Origin of the sequence: Pseudonocardia sp. ICBG1142, assembly GCF_020496255.1 — a bacterium.
In the GTDB taxonomy this organism is placed as follows: Bacteria; Actinomycetota; Actinomycetes; order Mycobacteriales; family Pseudonocardiaceae; genus Pseudonocardia.
Genome location: NZ_JAHLJC010000031.1, coordinates 1,061,201 through 1,080,654, shown reverse-complemented (window position 1 = coordinate 1,080,654; position 19,454 = coordinate 1,061,201). Strand labels below are relative to the sequence as shown.

16 protein-coding genes and 1 pseudogene are annotated in these 19,454 nt (G+C 73.6%); 7 read left to right on the top strand and 10 right to left on the bottom strand.

What is annotated here, in order from left to right:
* Positions 1–104: 104 nt before the first annotated feature.
* Positions 105–1,421 (bottom strand): annotated as a pseudogene (locus KPL59_RS29260) (aspartate aminotransferase family protein).
* Positions 1,422–1,552: 131 nt separating this feature from the next.
* Complete coding sequence (locus KPL59_RS29255; protein ID WP_226362686.1) at positions 1,553–2,701, bottom strand: GTP-binding protein; 1,149 nt, start codon at positions 2,699–2,701, stop codon at positions 1,553–1,555.
* A 185-nt stretch (positions 2,702–2,886) separates the two neighbouring features.
* Here KPL59_RS29255 and trpS point away from each other — a divergent pair, with 185 nt between their 5' ends.
* Positions 2,887–3,948 (top strand): tryptophan--tRNA ligase, encoded by a 1,062-nt coding sequence (trpS, locus tag KPL59_RS29250; protein WP_226358979.1) that lies wholly within the window; start codon positions 2,887–2,889, stop codon positions 3,946–3,948.
* Here the strand turns inward: trpS and KPL59_RS29245 are convergent.
* The gene (locus KPL59_RS29245) at positions 3,926–4,564 is read right to left on the bottom strand and encodes an MOSC domain-containing protein (protein WP_226362685.1); all 639 of its coding nucleotides are present in this window, start codon (positions 4,562–4,564) and stop codon (positions 3,926–3,928) included. The genes trpS and KPL59_RS29245 overlap by 23 nt on opposite strands.
* 78 nt (positions 4,565–4,642) lie before the next feature.
* A complete protein-coding gene (locus KPL59_RS29240) occupies positions 4,643–6,178 on the bottom strand; it encodes a long-chain-fatty-acid--CoA ligase (RefSeq protein ID WP_226359015.1) in 1,536 nt (511 codons plus the stop codon).
* A 115-nt stretch (positions 6,179–6,293) separates the two neighbouring features.
* Between KPL59_RS29240 and KPL59_RS29235 the strand changes: the two genes are divergently transcribed.
* Positions 6,294–7,535, top strand: coding sequence for an MFS transporter (locus KPL59_RS29235; RefSeq protein WP_226362684.1), 1,242 nt, complete (start codon positions 6,294–6,296; stop codon positions 7,533–7,535).
* A 37-nt stretch (positions 7,536–7,572) separates the two neighbouring features.
* On the opposite strand, the gene KPL59_RS29230 is transcribed toward KPL59_RS29235, so the two are convergent.
* Positions 7,573–9,108: an acyl-CoA synthetase gene (locus tag KPL59_RS29230; RefSeq protein WP_226362683.1), complete on the bottom strand. Its 1,536-nt coding sequence runs from the start codon at positions 9,106–9,108 to the stop codon at positions 7,573–7,575.
* A gap of 97 nt (positions 9,109–9,205) precedes the next feature.
* Positions 9,206–9,547, bottom strand: a complete 342-nt coding sequence (locus KPL59_RS29225) for an Lsr2 family protein (protein WP_020626846.1) — start codon at positions 9,545–9,547, stop codon at positions 9,206–9,208.
* A gap of 214 nt (positions 9,548–9,761) precedes the next feature.
* Between KPL59_RS29225 and KPL59_RS29220 the strand changes: the two genes are divergently transcribed.
* Positions 9,762–10,526: a transposase gene (locus tag KPL59_RS29220; protein ID WP_226362682.1), complete on the top strand. Its 765-nt coding sequence runs from the start codon at positions 9,762–9,764 to the stop codon at positions 10,524–10,526.
* A gap of 147 nt (positions 10,527–10,673) precedes the next feature.
* On the opposite strand, the gene KPL59_RS29215 is transcribed toward KPL59_RS29220, so the two are convergent.
* Positions 10,674–11,813, bottom strand: a complete 1,140-nt coding sequence (locus tag KPL59_RS29215; RefSeq protein ID WP_226362681.1) for an MBL fold metallo-hydrolase — start codon at positions 11,811–11,813, stop codon at positions 10,674–10,676.
* 52 nt (positions 11,814–11,865) lie between these two features.
* Here KPL59_RS29215 and KPL59_RS29210 point away from each other — a divergent pair, with 52 nt between their 5' ends.
* Positions 11,866–12,579 (top strand): enoyl-CoA hydratase-related protein, encoded by a 714-nt coding sequence (locus KPL59_RS29210; protein WP_226362680.1) that lies wholly within the window; start codon positions 11,866–11,868, stop codon positions 12,577–12,579.
* Positions 12,580–12,682: 103 nt separating this feature from the next.
* On the top strand, positions 12,683–13,174 hold the full coding sequence (locus KPL59_RS29205) for a MarR family winged helix-turn-helix transcriptional regulator (RefSeq protein ID WP_020626843.1): 492 nt from the start codon (positions 12,683–12,685) through the stop codon (positions 13,172–13,174).
* A gap of 5 nt (positions 13,175–13,179) precedes the next feature.
* Here KPL59_RS29205 and KPL59_RS29200 read toward each other — a convergent pair whose 3' ends face one another.
* Entirely contained in the window at positions 13,180–14,466 is a 1,287-nt protein-coding gene (locus tag KPL59_RS29200) for an acyl-CoA dehydrogenase family protein (protein WP_226362679.1), read from the bottom strand.
* Between the two features lie 724 nt (positions 14,467–15,190).
* Between KPL59_RS29200 and KPL59_RS29195 the strand changes: the two genes are divergently transcribed.
* A complete protein-coding gene (locus tag KPL59_RS29195; protein WP_226362678.1) occupies positions 15,191–16,795 on the top strand; it encodes an AMP-binding protein in 1,605 nt (534 codons plus the stop codon).
* An 18-nt stretch (positions 16,796–16,813) separates the two neighbouring features.
* Here KPL59_RS29195 and KPL59_RS36110 read toward each other — a convergent pair whose 3' ends face one another.
* Both KPL59_RS36110 and KPL59_RS36105 read right to left on the bottom strand, forming a co-directional pair.
* Complete coding sequence (locus KPL59_RS36110; protein WP_308187973.1) at positions 16,814–17,662, bottom strand: L,D-transpeptidase; 849 nt, start codon at positions 17,660–17,662, stop codon at positions 16,814–16,816.
* A gap of 19 nt (positions 17,663–17,681) precedes the next feature.
* Positions 17,682–18,143, bottom strand: coding sequence for an Ig-like domain-containing protein (locus tag KPL59_RS36105; RefSeq protein ID WP_255677803.1), 462 nt, complete (start codon positions 18,141–18,143; stop codon positions 17,682–17,684).
* A 107-nt stretch (positions 18,144–18,250) separates the two neighbouring features.
* On the opposite strand from KPL59_RS36105, the gene KPL59_RS29180 reads away from it, so the two are divergent.
* Entirely contained in the window at positions 18,251–19,450 is a 1,200-nt protein-coding gene (locus tag KPL59_RS29180; protein ID WP_226350806.1) for a cysteine desulfurase-like protein, read from the top strand.
* The last annotated feature ends 4 nt before the right edge of the window (positions 19,451–19,454 follow it).

Sequence of the window (19,454 nt, the reverse complement as noted above, 5' to 3'; positions counted from 1 at the left end):
GGGGCGGTCCTTTCGACGGGACCCGTGCGGGCGGGTGCACCGGGCGCCGGGAGATCAGGTCAGTACACCCTTCCGGGTGGACAGGCGAACCTTACCCATGGCGGTCACGATCGGGCGGACAGGACATCCCAGACGACCTCGAGGTGCGCGCGGCCGGTGGTGATCCCGCCGAACGCCACCCGCACCACCGGGTGCCCGTCGACCTCGGTACCGGTGAGCAGCACCCGACCGTCGGCGTTGGCCCGCTCCAGCAGCGCGGTGGTCGCCGCGTCGCCGGCACGCGAGCGCAGGCAGACCAGCGACAGCACCGGTGTACACGCCAGCTCCAGGTCGTCGTGCCCGCGGAGCCGCTCGGCCAGCTCGGCGGCGAGGTCCACGTGCCCGCGCAGGTGCGCCCGCAGCCCGGACAGGCCCTGCCCGTGCAGCACCGCCCACAGCTTCAGTGCCCGGAACCGCCGCCCGAGCGGGACCTGCCAGTCCCGGAAGTCCACGACGGCGCCGGAGTCGGAGTGCGCGTCGCGCAGGTAGGCCGGGGTGATCGACAGCGCGGCCGGCAGCGCGCGGGCGTCGCGCACCCACAGCAGCGAGGCGTCGAACGCGGTGAGCAGCCACTTGTGGGCGTCGGTGCAGAAGGAGTCGACGCCGGGCCCCGGGCCCGGGTTCACGCCGTCGAGAACTCAGCGGTGCTCCGGGCAGAGCGCCGCGACGCCGGCCCACGCGGCGTCGACGTGCACCCAGGCCCGGTGCGGCCGCGCCGCCGTGACCAGGGCCGCGACCGGGTCGCTCGACCCGGTCGAGGTCGTCCCGACCGTCGCGCACACCAGCACCGGGACCAGCCCGGCGGCGGTGTCGGCGGCCAGGGTGTCGGCCAGTGCGTCCGGGTCCATCGCCCGCGTCCCCGGGGTGCACGGGACCGTCCGCAGCCCGTCGGAGCCGAGTCCGGCCACCCGCACCGCCTTGGCCAGCGACGAGTGCGTCTCGGCGGTGACGTAGACGCGCTCCCGCCCGGTCACCCCGTGCGCCCGCCAGCCGGAGTCCGGGTCCGGCGCTGCCCGGTGCAGCGCGGCGGTGAGCGCGACCAGCGCCGCCGAGGACGCCGAGTCCTGGATCGAGCCGCCCCCGCCGCCGTCGTGGGTGAACGACTCGTCCAGTCCGAGTGCCCTGGCCAGCTGGTCGGTGACCGCCTGCTCCACCTCGGTGCAGGCGGGCGAGGTGGACCAGAGCATCCCCTGCGTCCCGGCGCCGCCGGCGAGCAGCTCGCCGAGCAGCGAGGTCAGCGAGGCGTTCGCCGGGAAGAAGGCGTGGAAGCCGGGGTGCTGCCAGCGGGTGTCGGCGTCGCCGGTGACGGCCTCGACCAGCGACGGGAACGCGGCGAGCGGCTCGGGGTCCTCGTTCGCCTCGCGGGGGAAGCGGCCCCGCACGGTGCCGGGCTCCACGACGTCGCGGACCGGGTGACGCTCGATCCCGGCGCGGGCGTCGGCGACGGCGTCGACGAACAGGTGGCCGAGGGCGCGGAACTCGTCCGGTGTGAGGTCGGGCACGCGGTCCGACGCTACCCGGCCACGGAGGCGTGCTCGTGGTCGTGCAGGTCGTCGAGGTCCCAGGCGGGCAGCGGGTCGTCCAGGTCGCGCCAGGAGTCGGGCCCGGCGAGCAGCTCGTCGTCGGTGAGCAGGGCCGGGTCGAGCCGGGCGGTGACGGTGTCGCGGGTCAGGCCGAGCCCGATGAACACGATCTCCTGCCCGCGCGGCCCGTCGAACGACGACCACGGCGCGGCCGGGTCCAGTGCCATGTTCGGCCCGGCCTGCGACCACAGCCCCGCGACGTCGGGCCGGGTGGCCAGCCAGCAGAAGCCCTTGCTGCGCAGCAGGCCGGGCCACTCGCCGAGCGCGTCGAGCAGTCGTGCCGGGTGGAACGGGCGCGCCGCCCGCCAGGTGACGCTCGCGATCCCGTACTCCTCGGTCTCGGGGGTGTGCGAGCCGTTGAGCTCCTGGGCCCAGCCCGGTGTCGCCGAGGCCGCCGCCGGGTCGTAGCGACGGGTGTCGAGCAGGTCGGTGACCGGCACGTCCCCGCGCACGGCGCGCACGATGCGGGCGCCCGGGTTCATCCGCGACAGCAGTGCCTCGATCCGGCCCAGCGCGTGCGGCGCGACGAGATCGGTCTTGTTCAGCACCAGCAGGTCGGCGAACTCGACCTGGTCGGCGAGCAGGTCCGACAGCGTCCGCTCGTCGCCCTCGGCGGCCTGCAGCTCCCGGTCGGCGAGCGAGTCCTCGCTGGTCAGCAGGTGCTCGAAGGTGGAGGCGTCGACGACGGTGACCATGGTGTCGAGCCGCGCCACGTCGGAGAGCGCGGTGCCGTCGTCGAAGGTCCACTCGAACGTCGCCGCCACCGGCATCGGCTCGGAGATCCCGGTCGACTCGACGCCGACGTGCTCGTAGCGCCCCTCGGCGGCCAGTTCGCCGACCGTGGTCAGCAGGTCCTCGCGCAGCGTGCAGCAGATGCAGCCGTTGGTGAGCTCGACCAGCTTCTCCTGGCTGCGGTGCAGGTCGACGAGCGCGCCGTCGATGTTCACCTCGCTCATGTCGTTGACGACGACGGCGATCCGCCTGCCCTCCCGGTTCGCGAGCAGGTGCTCCAGCAGCGTCGTCTTCCCCGCGCCGAGGAAGCCGGACAGGATCGTGACGGGAACGCGACGGTCGGCCATACCGATGATGATAACGATAGTCGATTAGGCGGGTGTAGGCTGCCTCCGTGCGTTCCTCCCGTCTCGGCTGGTGGCGGCTGCTCCCCGCAGCCGCGTAGACGCACGTCACCGTCACCCCGGGCTGCCCGAGCAGCCCGGCGGAACCCGGTGTGTCTCGTGCAGCTCCCCGTTCCCAGGAGCTGATCATGGATTCCCTCGCTGCCACCGTCGCCCGGATGCCCGCGCTGCGTGCCGCCGTCGCCGCCGACCCGTCGTCGCACCGGGTGCTGACCGGGGAGCGGCCGACCGGCCCGCTGCACCTGGGGCACCTGGTGGGCACGATCTCCGAACGGGTCCGGCTGCAACGGTCCGGTGTGGACGTGCTGGTGATCCTGGCCGACTACCAGGTGATCACCGACCGCGACGTCGCGGACCGGCTGGCCGACCACGTGCGCGGCGCGGTGCTCGACCAGCTCGCCGCCGGGCTCGACCCGGACCGCACCACGGTGTTCACCCACTCCGCGGTGCCTGCGCTGAACCAGCTGATGCTGCCGTTCCTGTCGCTGGTCACCGAGGCCGAGCTGCACCGCAACCCGACGGTGAAGGCCGAGCACGCGGCGTCCGGGCGCGCGTTGTCGGGCCTGCTTCTGACCTACCCGGTGCACCAGGCCGCGGACATCCTGTCCTGCCGTGCCGACCTCGTACCGGTGGGGAAGGACCAGCTCCCGCACATCGAGCTGACCCGGGTGCTGGCGCGGCGCTTCGCCGAGCGCTACGGCCCGGTGTTCACCCCGCCCGAGCCGATGCTGACCGACACCCCGGAGCTGCCCGGCCTCGACGGGCACAAGATGTCGAAGTCCCGCGGCAACGCCGTCCCGCTCGGCGCGACCGCCGACGAGACGGCGGCGATCGTGCGCCGCGCCCGTACCGATTCCGAGCGTCGGATCACCGTCGACCCCGAGGGGCGGCCCGGGGTGTACGGGCTGCTCACGACCGCGGCGCTGTGTCTGGGGCGCGACCCGCACGAGCTGGCCGCGACCCTCGACGGGGCCGCCGCGCTCAAGCGCCTCACCACCGAGGCGGTCAACGACCATCTCGCCGGGCACCGCGCGCGGCGCGCCGAGCTGGCGCGTGACCCCGGGCTGGTCGACGACGTGCTGGCCCGCGGCAACGCGCGTGCGAACGAGCTGACGGAGGAGACCCTCGACGCGGTCCGTGCGGCGATGGGGATGCGCTACGACCGGGTCAGGACGCGGTCCGCCGGGTGACGGTGTCCCGGATCTGCGGCAGCAGGTGCTCGCCCGCGGCCAGCAGGTCCTGGAGCCGGTCGGGCTCGCCGAGCAGCGCCCGGAAGGCGTCGGCGACGGTGACGCCGTGCCCTGGCCGGTGCTCGACGGTCACGGTGTCCCCGGCGCGGATCTCGCCGGGGGACAGGACCCGCAGATAGGCGCCGGGGCGGGCGGCCGCGGTGAACCGCTTCACCCAGCCCGCCCGCTCCAGGTGCGCGGCGAAGGTCCGGCACGGGACGCGGGGCGCGGTCACCTGCAGCACCACCCCGCCGACCCGCCAGCACTCGCCGAGCTCGGCCCCGGACACGTCGATCCCGCGGGTCGTCAGGTTCTCCCCGAACGTCCCCGCCCGCAGCGGCCCGAGCTCGGCGGCGAAGAACTCCAGGTCCTCCCGGGCGTAGGCGTAGACGGCCTGGTCCGGGCCGCCGTGGTGGTCGGCGTCGCAGATCGTGTCGCCGGCCAGCCCGCTCGCCGCAGCCGCCGGGACGGCCACCCGGACCGGTCCGGCCACCGGCCGCTTGTCGATCCCCGAGGCCCCCGCCTTCGCGAGGATCGGGCGGGACACCCCGGTGTTCACCGATTCCACGACGCTCACGGTGCCGACGGTAGGCGAGCCCCCGCCGCCGTCGCGACCGGATTGGCGACCGGGTCGGCGATCGGGCTGGCGACCGGGCTACTGCGCGGGTGCGGAGACCGAGTCCAGCGCGCCGTGGTCGCGGCGCAGTTCGGTCTTGAGCACCTTGCCCGTCGGGTTGCGCGGCAGCGCGTCGACGACGGCGATCCGTGTCGGGCGCTTGTAGCGGGCCAGCCGGTCGGCGCACCACGCGACGACGGCGTCGAGGTCCGGCGGCGCGGTGGGGTCGGCGGGCACGACCACCGCCAGCGGTGTCTCGCCCCAGCGTGGGTCGGGCACCCCGATGACCGCGACGTCGGCGATGCCCGGGTGCGCCGCCAGCACGTCCTCCACCTCGGCGCTGTAGACGTTCTCACCACCCGAGATGATCATGTCCTTGGCCCGGTCCACGACGTAGAGGTAGCCGTCGGGGTCCTCGCGGACCAGGTCTCCGGAGTGGAACCAGCCGCCGCGGAACGCTTCGGCCGTCGCGTCCGGACGCCCCCAGTACTCCCGCATCACCGTCGGTCCGCGGTAGACGATCTCGCCGACCTCGCCGCGCGGCACGTCGTTCATCTCCGGGTCGACCACGCGCACCTCGACGCCGATCATCGGCGTCCCCACCGAGCCGATCTTGCGGACCGAGTCCTCGCCGCGCAGCACGCACGTGATCGGGCTGCACTCGGTCTGGCCGAACGCGGTCACCACGGTGGCCTGCGGGAACGTGTCGATCATCGTGCGGATCAGCGTCGTCGACGCCGGTGCCGCGCCCCAGCTGATCCGGCGCAGCGCCGACAGGTCCCGCTCCGCGAGGCCGGGCACCGCGCAGATCGCCTGCCACTGCGCCGGGACGAAGAAGCACGACGACACCTTCTCCCGTTCCAGGGTGTCGACCGTCGCGACCGGGTCGAAGCCGCCCGACGGCGGGATGATCACCCGGCCGCCCGCGATCAGGGTGGGCAGCATCCCCGACAGCCCGGCGATGTGGAACAGCGGCGCCCCGGACAGCGAGACCCGGTCGTCGCCGGCGGTGCCCATGTGCGTGATCGACAGGAACGCGTGCAGCAGCAGGTTGCGGTGGGTCAGCACGGCGCCCTTGGGACGGCCGGTCGTCCCCGAGGTATACATGATGTAGGCGGGCTCCTCGTCGGCGACGTCGTCGCCCCAGGACCCGGGCCCGGCCTCGGCGAGCAGCGCGTCGAGGCCCTCGCCGAGCCCCAGCACCGTCCGCACCGACGGCGCGTCGGCCCGGGCGGTCTCCACCGTCGCGGCGAACCGGTCGTCGCAGACGACCGCGGTGGGGCCGCAGTCGGTCAGCTGGAAGGCGATCTCGCCGGCGGTCAGCCGGAAGTTCAGCGGGACGCAGATCGCGCCGATCCGCAGCACCGCCAGGTAGCTCTCGACGAGCTCGACGGAGTTGAGCCCGAGCACCGCGACCCGGTCCCCGCGGTCGACCCCGCGTCCGGCGAGGACGGTCGCCAGCCGGGACACCCGGTCGTCGAGCTGCGCCCAGGTCCGCGACGTCCGTGGGTCGGCCAGCGCCGGAGCGTCCGGTGTGGTCCGTGCGTGCCGCGCGACGATGTCCGCCGCCGTCATCCCGTGTCCCGTGATCGTGCCCACCGGTGGCCTCCCGAGCCTCGACTGCCCTGCCACTGTGGTCCCGGCCACCCCGGTGGGGCAACAGTTCGGCCCGCCGTGCAGGGTGACGCCGGTGAGCACGACCCCCGACGGCAGCGGTCCCGACGGCAGCGGTCCCGGCGGGCCCGACTCCGGGGGCGCCGTCCCCGACGGCACCCGGCGGCTCCGGCTGCTGCAGCTGGCGTCGCTGACGAGCACCGTCGACCGGTTCGCGATCGCGCCGCTGCTCGTGCCGATCGCCGCCTCGTTCGACGCGCCGCTGGCGGCGGCGGCCGGCGCGGCCGGGGGCTACTTCCTCGCCTACGGCCTCATGCAGGTCGTGTGGGGCGTGCTGTCCGACCGGATCGGCCGGGTCCGGGTGATGCGCCTGGCCCTGGTCGGGGCGGTGCTGGGCGGGGTAGCCTCGGTGCTGGCCCCGACGCTGGCCGTGCTGGTCGTCGCGCGGGTCCTCACCGGCGCGTGCACGGCGGCACTGATCCCGGCCGCGCTGGTCTACGTCGGCGACACCTGGCCCGCCGCGGTCCGGCAGCGGCCGCTGTCGGACCTGCTCGCCGCGACCGCGCTCGGCACCGCCGTCGCCACGGCCGGGGCGGGGCTGCTCGCCGACCTGGCCGGGTGGCGCGTCGTCCTCGGTGCGACGGCGGCGGGCTGCGCGGTGCTGTTCGTCGCGCTGCGGGCGCTGCCCGAACCCGACGGCGCCCGCACGCCGTCGCGCGGGATCACCGACGCGGTGCTCCGCCCGCTGGCCGCCGTCGCCGGGAACGGCTGGGCGCGGCTGGTGCTGGCGCTCGCCTTCGTCGAGGGTGCGGTCGTGCTCGGGGTGCTGACCTACCTCGCGCCGTCGCTGCAGGCCGGGGGCAGCTCCGCCGCGCTGGCCGGGCTCGCCGCCGGCGGTTACGGCGTCGGTGCGGTGCTGTTCTCCCGGGTCGTGCGACCCCTGGTCGGCCGACTCGGCCCGGCCGCGCTGGCCGGCGTCGGCGGTGGGTTCCTCGTGGTCGCCTGGACTTTCCCGCTGGTGACGGTGCACCCGATGACGGTCGCCGCGGCCGGGCTCTGCCTGGGCGGGGCGTGGGCGTTCCTGCACTCGACCCTGCAGACCTGGGCGACCGAGGTCGTCCCGCAGGCGCGCGCGACCGCCGTCGCGCTGTTCGCGACGCTGCTGTTCCTGGGCAGCTCGGCCGGGACCGCGCTCGGCGCCCCGTTCGCCGACGCCGGGCGCTTCGCCCCGCTGTTCGCCGCCGCCCTGGTCGCCTCGGTGCCGCTGGCGCTGGTCGCGGCCCTGGCCCGTGCCCGCTACGCCCGCCGCGCCGCCTGACCCCCCGTGCCGGTCACACCGCGGGCCCGGGGCGAGGTCACACGTAGCGGTCGCGCAGCTCCCGCTTGACCAGCTTGCCCGTGGGGGTGCGCGGCAGGAAGTCGGTGAAGTCCACCGACGACGGCGCCTTGTAGTGCGCGATCCGCTCCCGCACGAACTCGATCAGCTCGCGTTCCAGCTCCGGGCCGGCGTCGACGCCCTCCGGGGGCTGGACGACGGCCTTGACCTTCTCGCCCATCTCGTCGTCGGGCACCCCGATGACGGCGACGTCGAGCACCTTCGGGTGCAGCGCGAGGGCGTCCTCCACCTCCTGCGGGTAGATGTTCACCCCACCGGAGATGATCATGAATGCCTTGCGGTCGGTGAGGAAGAGGTAGCCGTCCTCGTCGAGGTAGCCCAGGTCCCCGGTGGTGGTCCAGTTCTCGTGCTCGGGGTGGGTCGCGGCGAGGGTCTTGCCCGGGTCGTTGTGGTACTCGAACGGGCGCTCGTCGCGTTCGAAGTAGACGGTCCCGATCTCGCCCGGCCCGAGCACGGTGCCGTCGTCGGCGGCGATCCGGATGGTGCCCAGCCCGGCCCGGCCGACCGACCCGGGACGCTCGCTCCACTGCGCCGAGTCGATGAAGGTGACCCCGTTGGACTCGGTCGCGGCGTAGTACTCGTGCAGGATCGGGCCCCACCAGTCGATCATGGCCTGCTTGACGTCCACCGGGCACGGGGCGGCCGCGTGGATCGCGACCCGCATCGAGGACACGTCGTAGGCGGAGCGGACGGACTCGGGGAGCTTGAGCATCCGCACGAACATCGTCGGCACCCACTGCGAGTGGGTGACCGAGTACCGCTGGACGAGCTCCAGCGCCTTCTCCGGGTCGAAGCGCTCCATCACCACGACGGTGCCGCCGAGCGCCTGCACGGTGGCGGTGAACCGCAGCGGCGCGGCGTGGTAGAGCGGGGCCGGGTTCAGGTAGACGGTGTCGGTGCCGAAGCCGTACATCGGCCCGAACAGGGCCTGGTAGGTGTCGCCCGGCTCGTCGATCTGCCGGTCGGGCAGCGTCGGCTTGATGCCCTTGGGGCGCCCGGTGGTGCCCGAGGAGTAGAGCATGTCCGCCCCGCGGGGCTGGTCGGCCGGCGGCTCGGCGGAGACCGACGCGAGGGTCTTGTCGTAGTCGGCGTAGCGGGACGCGCCGGGGATCTCGCCGCCGAAGGCCAGTCGTACCGGGGTGTCGACGTGGTCCTCGATCGCCGCGGCCAGACCGGCGACACCGGCCGAGACCACGAGTGCCTTCGCACCGCAGTCGCGGACGATGTAGGCGGCCTCGGGCGCGGAGAGGTGGTGGTTCACCGCGGTGATGTAGAGCCCCGAGCGCTGGGCCGCCCAGTAGACCTCGTAGACCCGCGCGCAGTTCTCCGCGACGAGCGCCACGATGTCGCCCCGCCGGAGTCCGGCGGCGCGCAGGTGGTTCGCGAGCCGTGCGGACCCCTCCTCCAGCTCACGGAAGGACAGGCTCGCGCCCGAGCCCCCCATGATCACGGCCGGCTTGTCGGGGGTCGTCGCGGCATGCGTGCCTGGGTACATCGGGCCCTCTCCGTCGGTGTGCGCCGCGGATCGCCCGGCGCCCGTCTCTCGTCGGCCCTGATCCTGCCATCCGGGGCGGCCCCGGCGGCGGCAGCGGTCAGGAGTGCGCGTTCCGATAGGCCTCGAGAACCGAGGACGGGATACGCCCGCGCTCGGAGATCTTCATGCCCTGGGCCGTTGCCCATTCCCGCACCGCGCGGTTCGCGGCGCGTTCCGAGGCACTGGAACCGTTCGACGAGGTGCCGGAAGAGGTGCTGCGCCGACCGGACCCGCGACGGGCGGCCGCGACGTAGGGCGCCAACGATTCGCGCAGCTTCTCGGCATTCTTCGTGGACAGGTCGATCTCGTAGGCGCGGCCGTCGACGGAGAACTCCACCTGCTCGTCGGCCTCGGTGCCGTCCAGGTCGTCGACCAGGGTGATGGTCGTCTGCTGCGCCACGTCGTCATTCCTTCCGCGGGGAATCGCCGGACCCGGCCGGAGACGGGAATCGCCCCGGTCGGTGCCGGAACCGATTCTTCGGGCAGAACGATAAGGAGGCTTATTCAGGCCCTGTGAAATAACGATCTAGCCCGGCGTGTCGGGTTGGGCGACAGCCCGTCCATCGCGAATATTGGTTTGCCGAATCAATCCGAGATGAACGGGCTGCCGCAGTATGTACTATACCACTGGTTTCCGGCGTGATGAAATTCAGGATCTTGTCGCTATAGTGTATGAGCAGGATCAGCGGGACGCGACGGAGGCACGTTTGTCTTGGCCGCCGGTTCTGGGGTTGTTCTGGTCGGTGGTGATCACGTTGGCGTATCTGCGCGGGAATCGTGTGCAGTGGGAGTTGGCGGAAACCTATGGGGTGTCGCAGTCGACGGTTAGTCGAGCGATCACGGGGGTGACACCGTTGCTGGCACAGGCGCTGCGGAGTGTCGTTCCGACGGCAGAGGAGCTTCGTGCCGATCGGCAGTACATCATCGATGGAACCTTGCTGCCCTGCTGGTCATGGGCCGCGGTGCCGGGTCTGTGGTCGGGCAAGCATCGCACCACCGGCGTCGTCGTCCAGGTCGCAGCCACCCTGGAAGGGCAGCTGTCGTGGATCTCCGACCCGACCCCAGGCTCCCGACACGACCTATATTGCCTCGACCGATCCGGCGCCCTCGACCACCTCGCCACATACCCCCCGATCGGCGATAAAGGATACATCGGGCGCGGCATGCTCACCCCGTTCAAAAAACCACCCGGCCGGGAACTTCTCGACTGGCAAAAAACATTCAACAAGAGCCTCAACCACACATGCGCCACCATCGAACGAGTCATCGCCCATATCAAAACGTGGAAAGTTCTCCACGCAGACTACCGGCGGCCCTACGCCACATTTAAAACGACAATCTCGGCAGTCATCGGACTCATCTTCTACACACTTACCTGACGGAGCCTGAATAAGCCTCAAGGGATGCCGAACCGACCTGTCGAACCCCTCCCCGGAAATGGTCCGGTGCCGGCGTTTCCGGGGAGGGGATACGGCGTCCGGGTGACGGGAATGGGCGGAAAGGGTCAGCGGTGACGGTGACGCGAATCAGCGTGCGGTCGGCCACCACGGTTCGGTGGGAACCGCGGCGCGGGCGTCGTCGACGGTCGTGACGCCGGTCAGGTCGATGCGCTGGCCCGGGCGCGGCAGGGCCAGGACCACGTCCTGGTCGGCGGCGGCCTTGCGGGCCCGCTCGGCGGGCTCGTCCCAGGGGTGGAAGCCGAGCGTGAACGTCGCCCAGTGGATCGGCAGCAGGACCCGGCCGCCGAGCTCGCGGTGCGCGGCGACCGCCTGCTCCGGGTCGGCGTGGATGTCGGGCCACAGGTCGGAGTAGGCGCCGATCGGCAGCACCGTCAGGTCGAACGGGCCGTGCGCGGCCCCGGTGCGCGCGTGCGCCCGGGTGGCGCCGGTGTCCCCGCCCAGGTAGGCGGTGTGCCGCGGTCCGGCGACCTTCCAGGCCGCCCACAGCGTGGTGTTGCGGCGCAGCCCGCGCCCGGAGAAGTGCCGGGTCTCCAGGCAGGTCAGCTCCAGCCCCGCCACGGTCACCACGCCCTCCCAGTCGCGCTCGACGACCCGGTGCCCGGGGATGCCCCAGGAACGCAGGTGCGCGCCCACCCCGAGCGGCCCGACGAACACCGCGGAGGTGTCGCGGGCCAGCGCGGTGACCGTCGGACGGTCGAGGTGGTCGTAGTGGTCGTGGCTGAGCACCACGAGGTCCGGGGAGCCGAGCTCGGACAGCGGCGCGACCGGCGGGTGCAGGCGGCGCGGCCCGAAGCGCGGCACGGGGGAGGCGTACTCAGACCAGACCGGGTCCACCAGCGCCCGCCGGCCGTCGATCTCCAGCAGCACCCCGGCGTGGCCCAGCCAGGTCACCGCCAGCCCGGCGGGCTCGGCGGGGGTCCGCAGCGGCGCGAGCGGCACCGTCGCCGTCGCGCCGCCCGCGGAGCGGCGGCCGACCAGCATGTTCAGGATCATCCGGGCCGAGGCCTTGGCCCGGGGCAGCCCGGGCTCGGTGTTGGCGAACAGCCCGTCGACGGCGTTCGGGGAGGCGGAGGCGATCCGGCGCAGCTCGCCCGGGCGGGCCCCCATGTTCCGGCGCACGTGCAGCCCGAGCGCGGCCAGGGCGCCGGTCAGGGCGAGCGGGACGGACAGGACGGCCGCGGTGGGGAGGCGCTTGCTGCGGGACACGATCACCAGACTACGAACGCCCCGGGCGCGGTTCCCACCTACAGTCACGATCGTGACCGACGGCATGGCGGGGACCAGGGTGAGCACCGAGCGGCACGGGCACGTGCTCCTGATCCGGATGACGCGGCCCGACAAGCGCAACGCCGTCGACGCGGCGATGACGGCCGGCCTCGACGAGGCGCTCAACACCCTCGACGACGACCCGGACCTGTGGTGCGGCGTGCTCGCCGGGGACCCGACGGCGTTCAGCGCGGGCACCGACCTGGCCGCCGGGGCCGGCGGCCCCACCCCGCGCGGCGGCAACTACGGCGTCGTCCGGCGGGACCGGCGGCGCCCCCTGATCGCCGCGGTCGAGGGCGTCGCCTACGGCGGCGGGTTCGAGATCGTGCTGGCCTGCGACATGGTCGTCGCGTCGACGACGGCGCGGTTCGGCCTGCCCGAGGTTGCCCGCGGCCTGGTCGCGAACTGCGGTGCGCTGTTCCGCGCGCCGCGGCCGCTGCCGCTCAACGTCGCCAAGCAGCTGCTGGTGACCGGGCGCCCGCTGGACGCCGACCGTGCGTACACCCTGGGCCTGGTCAACGAGCTCGTCGAGCCGGGGCGGGCCGAGACCGCGGCGCTGGAGCTCGCCGCGACGGTCTGCGAGAACTCGCCGCTCGCGGTGTCGGTGTCGCTGCGCGCCCTGGAACGCGTGGTGTCCGAGCCGGACGAGCGCGGCTGGAGCGCCACCGAGGTCGCCACCGCGGCGATCCTGCGCTCGGCCGACTAGACGGAGGGGATCGCGGCGTTCCTGGAGAAGCGCCCGCCGCGGTGGACGGGGCGCTGACCCTGCGCCCGGCACGGGCCCGCTGACGGCGACTAGGCTCGTCGGCATGCCTGCCCGGACGCGACGCGAGGACCTGGTCGCGCTGCTGCAGGACTACGCGGGCGAGTCCGAGCTGCTCGGCCAGGAGTTCGCCGGGCGGCACGGGCTGCATCCCACGGACCTCCACGCGCTGCTCGCGGTGATGCGCGCGGACTCCGCGGGTGAACCGCTCACCCCGGGTGTCCTCGGTGCCCGGCTCGGCCTGTCCACCGGTGCGACGACCGCGCTCGTCGACCGCCTGGAACGCGCGGGCCACGTGCGCCGCAGCCGCGAGTCCGCCGACCGGCGGCGGGTGACCCTGCGCCAGGCCGAGAACGCCGCGGAGGTCGGCGGGGCGTTCTTCGGCCCGCTCGGCGCCCGGATGGACGCCCTGCTCGCCGGCTTCGACGACGACGAGCTCGACGCGGCGGCCCGCTTCCTCAGCGCGATGAACGCGCTGGTCGCGGACTACCGCGCCGACCTCGCAGCCTCGCCGGAGCCGAGGTCCGCACCGGCCTGACGCGGTCAGGCGTTCGCCGTCGCCGTGTCCAGGTACTCGGCGAACTTGCGTTGCGCGGCCTCGGTGCGGGTCGGGACGTGCTCGGTGGGGACCTCGACCGGGGTGTAGCCGCGCAGGATGCGCCGCGCGACGGACTCCTTGTGGACCTCGTCGGGACCGTCGTAGATCCGCGCGGCGCGGGCCGCGCGGTACATCTGCTCCATCGGCAGGTCCCCGGAGAAGCCGAGCGAACCGTGCACCTGGATCGCGCGGTCGATCACGTCGTGCAGCACCTTCGCGCCCCAGTACTTGATCATCCCGATCTCGATCCGGGCGTTCGAGGCCCCGACCTGGTCCATCGTCCAGGCCGCGTGCAGGGTCAGCAGCCGGGCCGCGGCCATGTCCGCCGCCGACTGCGCGACCATGTCCTGGACCATCTGCTTGTCGGCCAGCCGCGTGCCGCTCGCCGTCCGTGACACCGCGCGCTCGCACATCATGTCGAACGCCCGCCGGGACTGGCCGAGCCAGCGCATGGCGTGGTGGATGCGGCCCGGGCCGAGCCGCTGCTGGGCGAGCCTGAACCCGTCGCCGGGGTTGCCGACGAGGTTCGTCGCCGGCACCCGGACGTCGCGGTAGAAGACCTCGGCGTGGCCGCCGTAGATCTCGCCGCCGACCTCTGGGTGGTCCATCACCGGGATGTCGCGGGCCACGTCGAGCCCGGGGGTGTCGGTCGGGACGATGATCATCGAGGCCCGCTGGTACGGCGGTGCGTCCGGGTCGGTCACCACCATCGCGATCAGGAAGTCCGCGCCGGTGGCGTTCGAGGAGAACCACTTGTGGCCGTTGATGACGTAGTCGTCGCCGTCGCGCACGGCCCGGGTGGACAGCATCGTCGGGTCCGCGCCGGCGCCGGGCTCGGTCATCGAGAAGCAGGACCGCAGCTCACCACGCAGCAACGGGTGCATCCAGCGTTCCTTCTGCTCCGGCGATCCGCCGATCGCGAGCAGCTCGGCGTTGCCCGAGTCGGGCGCCTGGTTGCCGAACACCCCCGGCGCGTAGCGGCACTGACCGAGGATCTCGTGCATCAGCCCGAGGGAGACCTGACCGAACCCGCCGCCGCCGAGCTCCGGGGGCAGGTGCGCCGCCCACAGACCCTGCTCGCGGACCTGCTCCTTGAGCGGCGCGGTGATCCGGGCGAAGGTCTCCCGGTCCAGGTCGAGGGTCTCCAACGGGATGATCTCGTCGCGGACGAAGCCGCGCATCCACTTCAGCTTCTCCTCGAACTCCGGGTCGGTACTGAAGTCCCACGCCATCGCGTCCGCCTCCCGACGAGCTTCGTTTCCACGGCGAACGTAATACAGCCCGCGACGACGGGGGAGTTCCGGCGACCCAGGACGACGGGGCGGGGGGAGTCCCGGCGGCACCCCGGTGATCGACAGTCCGCGCGTGTGTTCGGACGCGCGCGGGCGGCGCATCACCGCGCGCCCGGCGGATCACCGCGCGCCCGGCGGATCACCGCGCGCCCGGTGGACCACCGCGCGGCGGTGGATCAGCACGCGCACGGCGGATAGCCGTGCCCGGTGGAGCGACGCGTGGGCTCGGGCACGGCGCGTCGACTCCGGCACGGCGGGCCGAGGCACAGATTCGGTGACGCGTCGGTGATCGACAGTTCGCGCGCTGATCCGCTCCGCGCGTGTGTCCGGACGCGCGCGGACGACGGATCACCGCGCGGCCAGCGGATCACCGCGCGGCCAGCGGATCACCGTGCGGCTGGGAGATCACCGTGCGCCAGCGGATCACAGTGCGCCCGACGGATCGGCGCGCGCCCGGTGGAGCAGCGAGGGGTCGGTGGAGCAGCGCGCACGGTGGGCACCGCGGGAGGCGGGCCAGGCGGACGGTGAGCGTGCAGGTGGGGCTGACGGGCGGCGGGGGATCGGGCGGGCGATCACCGACGCGGCGGCGGAGGGGGCTCGCGCGACGGAGGGTCGCGGGGCGGCGACATTGCGCGCGTCCGCGTCGCCGGGGGAGGCTCGGGGGATGACCGACGAGGCTCCCGTCCCCACGCACCCGGCGGGTGTCCCGGCCGATCTGGCGGACCTGTCGTTCGAGCCGCTGACCCCCACGGCGTTCCTCGACCGGGCCGCGGCGGCGCACGGCGACCGGGTCGCGGTCGTCGACGGCGACCTGCGGTTCACCTACACCGAGTTCCGCGACCGCTGCCGGCGCCTGGCGGGCTCGCTCGCCGCGCTGCACGACGGGCGCCCGGTCGCGGTCCTCGTGCCGAACACCCACGTCGGGCTGGAGGCGGCGCACGCGGTGCCGTGGTCGGGGACGGCGCTGGTCGCGGTCAACACCCGGCTGTCGGCGGGCGAGGTCGCCTACATCCTGGAGCACTCGCGCGCCTCGGTGCTGGTGGCCGACCCGGTGTTCGACGAGCTCGTCGCGGAGGTGCTCGCCCGCCTCGACACCCCGCCGCACACCGTGCGGGTCGGCCCGGACTACGAGCGCCTCGTCGCCGACGGCGAGCCCACCGCGGTGCGTCCCGCCGACGAGCGCGGCCTGCTGTCGATCAACTACACGTCCGGGACGACCGGGAACCCGAAGGGCGTGATGTACCACCACCGGGGCGCCTACCTGCAGGCGCTGGCCATGGTCGGGCACACCGGGCTGACCGCGTCGTCGGTGCACCTGTGGACGCTGCCGATGTTCCACTGCAACGGCTGGTGCTTCCCGTGGGCGGTCACCGCGGCCGCCGCCACCCACGTCTGCCTGCCGAAGGTCGAGCCGTCCCGGATCTGGGAGCTCGTGCGCGAGCAGGGCGTCACCCACCTCAACGGCGCCCCCACCGTGCTGTCGATGATCGCCTACGCGCCGGAGGCCGGGCCGGTGGAGACGCCGGTGGCCGTCGCGACCGGGGGAGCGCCGCCGAGCCCGGCGATCCTGCGCCGGATGGCCGAGCTCGGGTTCGAGGTGACCCACCTCTACGGGCTCACCGAGACCTTCGGCCCCGCGATGATCTGCGACTGGCGTCCGGAGTGGAGCGACCTCGACGCCGACGCGCAGGCCCGGATGAAGGCCCGCCAGGGCGTCGGGAACATGATCGCCTGTGCCGTCCGGGTGATCGACGACGACGGTGCCGACGTCCCGCGCGACGGGGCGACGACCGGCCAGATCGCGTTGCGCGGCAACAACGTCATGCTCGGCTACCTCGATGACGACCAGGCCACCCGCGACGCCGCACCGGACGGCTGGTTCCGGACCGGCGACCTCGGCGTCATGCACCCCGACGGCTACGTCGAGCTCCGGGACCGCTCCAAGGACGTGATCATCTCCGGCGGGGAGAACATCGCCAGCGTCGAGGTGGAGCAGGCCATCGCCGACCACCCGGCCGTGCTGGAGGTCGCGGTGATCGCCGTCCCCGACGAGCGGTGGGGCGAGGTCCCGGCCGCCTGGGTGACACTGCGCGAGGGCGAGAGCGCCACCGAGGACGAGATCGTCGAGCACGTGCGGGGGCGGCTGGCGCGGTTCAAGGCACCGAAGCGGGTCACCTTCGGCGAGCTGCCGAAGACCTCGACCGGGAAGATCCAGAAGTTCGTCCTGCGCGACGAGGCGTGGGCCGGGCAGGATCGCCGGATCCGGTAGCGGCTCGGGACAGCGGGGTCAGGACAGGGCGCTGAGCGAGCGCCACTCGTCCCAGGGGATCGTCCAGTCGTACAGGTCGCCGTCGCGGGCGGTCAGCGGCTGCGAGCTGCCGGTCACCTCGACCGGGTCGCCGAAGGTCGTGCTCGCGAAGAACTCCTTGGCGTCGCGGGTGGACAGGTTGATGCAACCGTGGCTGACGTTGCGGCTGCCCTGCGCCCACGACGAGGCGGGGTTGGCGTGGATGAACTCGCCGTTGTTGGAGATCCGGACCGCCCAGAACTGGGGCTCGTCGACGTAGCCGTAGTCGGGGTTGCTCATCAGCACCTTCTGCGACTTGGCCATGACGACGTGGATCCCCGAGCGCGTCACCCGGCGGGGGTCGGACTCCAGGCCGTAGGACGCGTCGTAGCGGGCGATCTCCTTCCCGTCGCGGACGACGACGATCGCGTGGCTGCGGGTGTCGGCCTTCACGACCTGGCTGCGCCCCACGGTGAACGTCCGGTCCAGGTCCTTCGTCATGAAGGTGCCGTCGCCGAGGTCGAGTCCACGCAGCGCGCCCCGCACCTGGACCCGGGTGTGCGCGGGCCAGTAGGACTTCGGTCGGTAGTGCACCCGCGAGCCCTCGGCGGTGTCGGGCAGCCACGCCCAGGCGCCCTCGACCGGCCGCGACGTGGTGACGCTCAGCGCCCGCTCGACGGTGGCTTTCGCGGCGTCGGGGAGCTTCTCGCCGAAGGCGAGCACGACCGGGGCGCCGATGCCGACCTCGCCGCCGTCGCGGATGTTCATGGTGGCGTCGACGGTGTCGTCCGGGTCGACGGTGGTGAACGGGGCCGCGGGGACCGGGCGACGGTCCTGCGGGCCCAGCACCCAGCTGCCCGACCAGTGGTTAGGTGGTCGCGAAGTCCAGCGGCTCCGTGGCGGTCCAGCTGCGGCCGTCGGGGGACAGGGTGCCCGCGACGGTGACCGGTCCGTCGTCGGAGTCGGCGGTGAGCGCGACGCCCTCGAGGGTCCCGGTGCTGACCTCGGTGCGGACCGGGCCGCGCGGAGCGACCGGTGCGTTACCGGCCGGGACACTGGTGAGGACCTCGGGGACCGGGGGTGCGGGGGGCACGGCCGGGGCCGGCCGGAGGCGGTCGACGGCGCCGGCGAGGTTGCGGGCCAGCGAGTCGACGCCGCCGCCGACGGCGTCACCGATCCGCCCGCCCGCCATCGCGGCGGTCCCGCCCGCGACGAGGACCACCAGTGCGACCAGCGAGGTCGCGAGCACCGCCCAGGCGCGACGGTGCACCGAGCGTCGCCGTCGACGTGGGGCGTGGCGCCCGCGCGAGTGCTCCCAGGACCTCGACATGGGAGGAATCATGGCCCGCGTGTCACCCACACGGGCGGTACGACACCCCGATGACATGTGTTCGTTGTCCGGGCGTGGGCCGGGCGCCGGCGTGACAGGGTGCGGTCATGAGCTACGACGTCGCCGCCGTCCGCAGCCGTTTCCCCGCCCTGCGCGCCGGGATCGCCCACTTCGACGGGCCGGGCGGCTCCCAGGTCCCGGACTCGGTCGCGGGGGCGGTCGCGGCCGCCATGACCTCCCCGCTGGCCAACCGCGGCACGGTCACCAGCGGTGAGCGCGCCGCCGACGCGATCGTGGTCGGCGCCCGCGCCGCGATGGCCGACCTGCTCGGCGCCGACCCGCGCGGGATCGTGTTCGGGCGCAGCATGACCGCGTTGACCTTCGACCTCGCCCGGACGCTGGCCGCGACCTGGTCGCCGGGCGACGAGATCGTCGTGACCCGCCTCGACCACGACGCGAACATCCGCCCCTGGGTGATCGCCGCGCAGGCCGCCGGGGCGACGGTGCGGTGGCTGGACTTCGACCCCGCCACCACCGAGCTCGACGACGTGACGCCGCTGCTGTCCGACCGCACCCGGCTCGTCGCGGTGACGGGTGCGTCGAACCTGGTCGGGACCCGCCCCGACCTGCCCGCGATCGCCGCCGCCGTGCACGCCGCCGGGGCGCTGTTCATGGTCGACGGCGTGCACCTGACCGCGCACGCACCGATCGACCTCGCCGCGGTCGGCGCCGACCTCTACGCCTGCTCGCCCTACAAGTTCCTCGGCCCGCACTGCGGGGTGCTCGCCGCCGACCCGGCGTTGCTGGAGACGCTGCGCCCGGCGAAGCTGGCGCCGTCCAGCGACGCGGTGCCCGAGCGGTTCGAGCTCGGCACCCTGCCCTACGAGCTGCTCGCCGGCACCACCGCGGCCGTCGAGTTCCTCGCCGCGCTGGACCCGTCGGCGGCCGGGGACCGCCGGGCGCGCCTGCTGGCGTCGATGGCGGCGGTCGAGGAGCACGAGCGCCCGCTGCGTGAGCGCATCGAGACCCACCTGGCCGCGCTGCCCGGGGTCACGGTGCGGTCCCGGGCGGCCCGGCGGACCCCGACCCTGCTGGTGACCTTCGACGACCGCGACCCCGTCGAGGCCTACCGGTACCTGGCGCAGCGGCGGATCGCGGCGCCGGCCTCGTCGTTCTACGCGCTGGAGTGCTCGCGGCGGCTCGGCCTGGGGGACACCGGCTCCCTGCGGATCGGGCTGGCCTGCTACACCGCCGACGACGACGTCGACCGGCTCCTGGACGGGCTCTCCGCCTTCGTCGGGGCCTGATCCA

What these genes read in the sequence shown, in the direction of transcription:
- KPL59_RS29255 (WP_226362686.1), bottom strand. Translation starts at nt 2,701, where the DNA reads ATGGCCGACCGTCGCGTTCCCGTCACGATCCTGTCCGGCTTCCTCGGC.
- trpS (WP_226358979.1), top strand. Translation starts at nt 2,887, where the DNA reads ATGGATTCCCTCGCTGCCACCGTCGCCCGGATGCCCGCGCTGCGTGCC.
- KPL59_RS29240 (WP_226359015.1), bottom strand. Translation starts at nt 6,178, where the DNA reads ATGACGGCGGCGGACATCGTCGCGCGGCACGCACGGACCACACCGGAC.
- KPL59_RS29230 (WP_226362683.1), bottom strand. Translation starts at nt 9,108, where the DNA reads ATGTACCCAGGCACGCATGCCGCGACGACCCCCGACAAGCCGGCCGTG.
- KPL59_RS29220 (WP_226362682.1), top strand. Translation starts at nt 9,762, where the DNA reads ATGTACTATACCACTGGTTTCCGGCGTGATGAAATTCAGGATCTTGTC.
- KPL59_RS29205 (WP_020626843.1), top strand. Translation starts at nt 12,683, where the DNA reads ATGCCTGCCCGGACGCGACGCGAGGACCTGGTCGCGCTGCTGCAGGAC.
- KPL59_RS29200 (WP_226362679.1), bottom strand. Translation starts at nt 14,466, where the DNA reads ATGGCGTGGGACTTCAGTACCGACCCGGAGTTCGAGGAGAAGCTGAAG.
- KPL59_RS29195 (WP_226362678.1), top strand. Translation starts at nt 15,191, where the DNA reads ATGACCGACGAGGCTCCCGTCCCCACGCACCCGGCGGGTGTCCCGGCC.
- KPL59_RS36105 (WP_255677803.1), bottom strand. Translation starts at nt 18,143, where the DNA reads ATGTCGAGGTCCTGGGAGCACTCGCGCGGGCGCCACGCCCCACGTCGA.
- KPL59_RS29180 (WP_226350806.1), top strand. Translation starts at nt 18,251, where the DNA reads ATGAGCTACGACGTCGCCGCCGTCCGCAGCCGTTTCCCCGCCCTGCGC.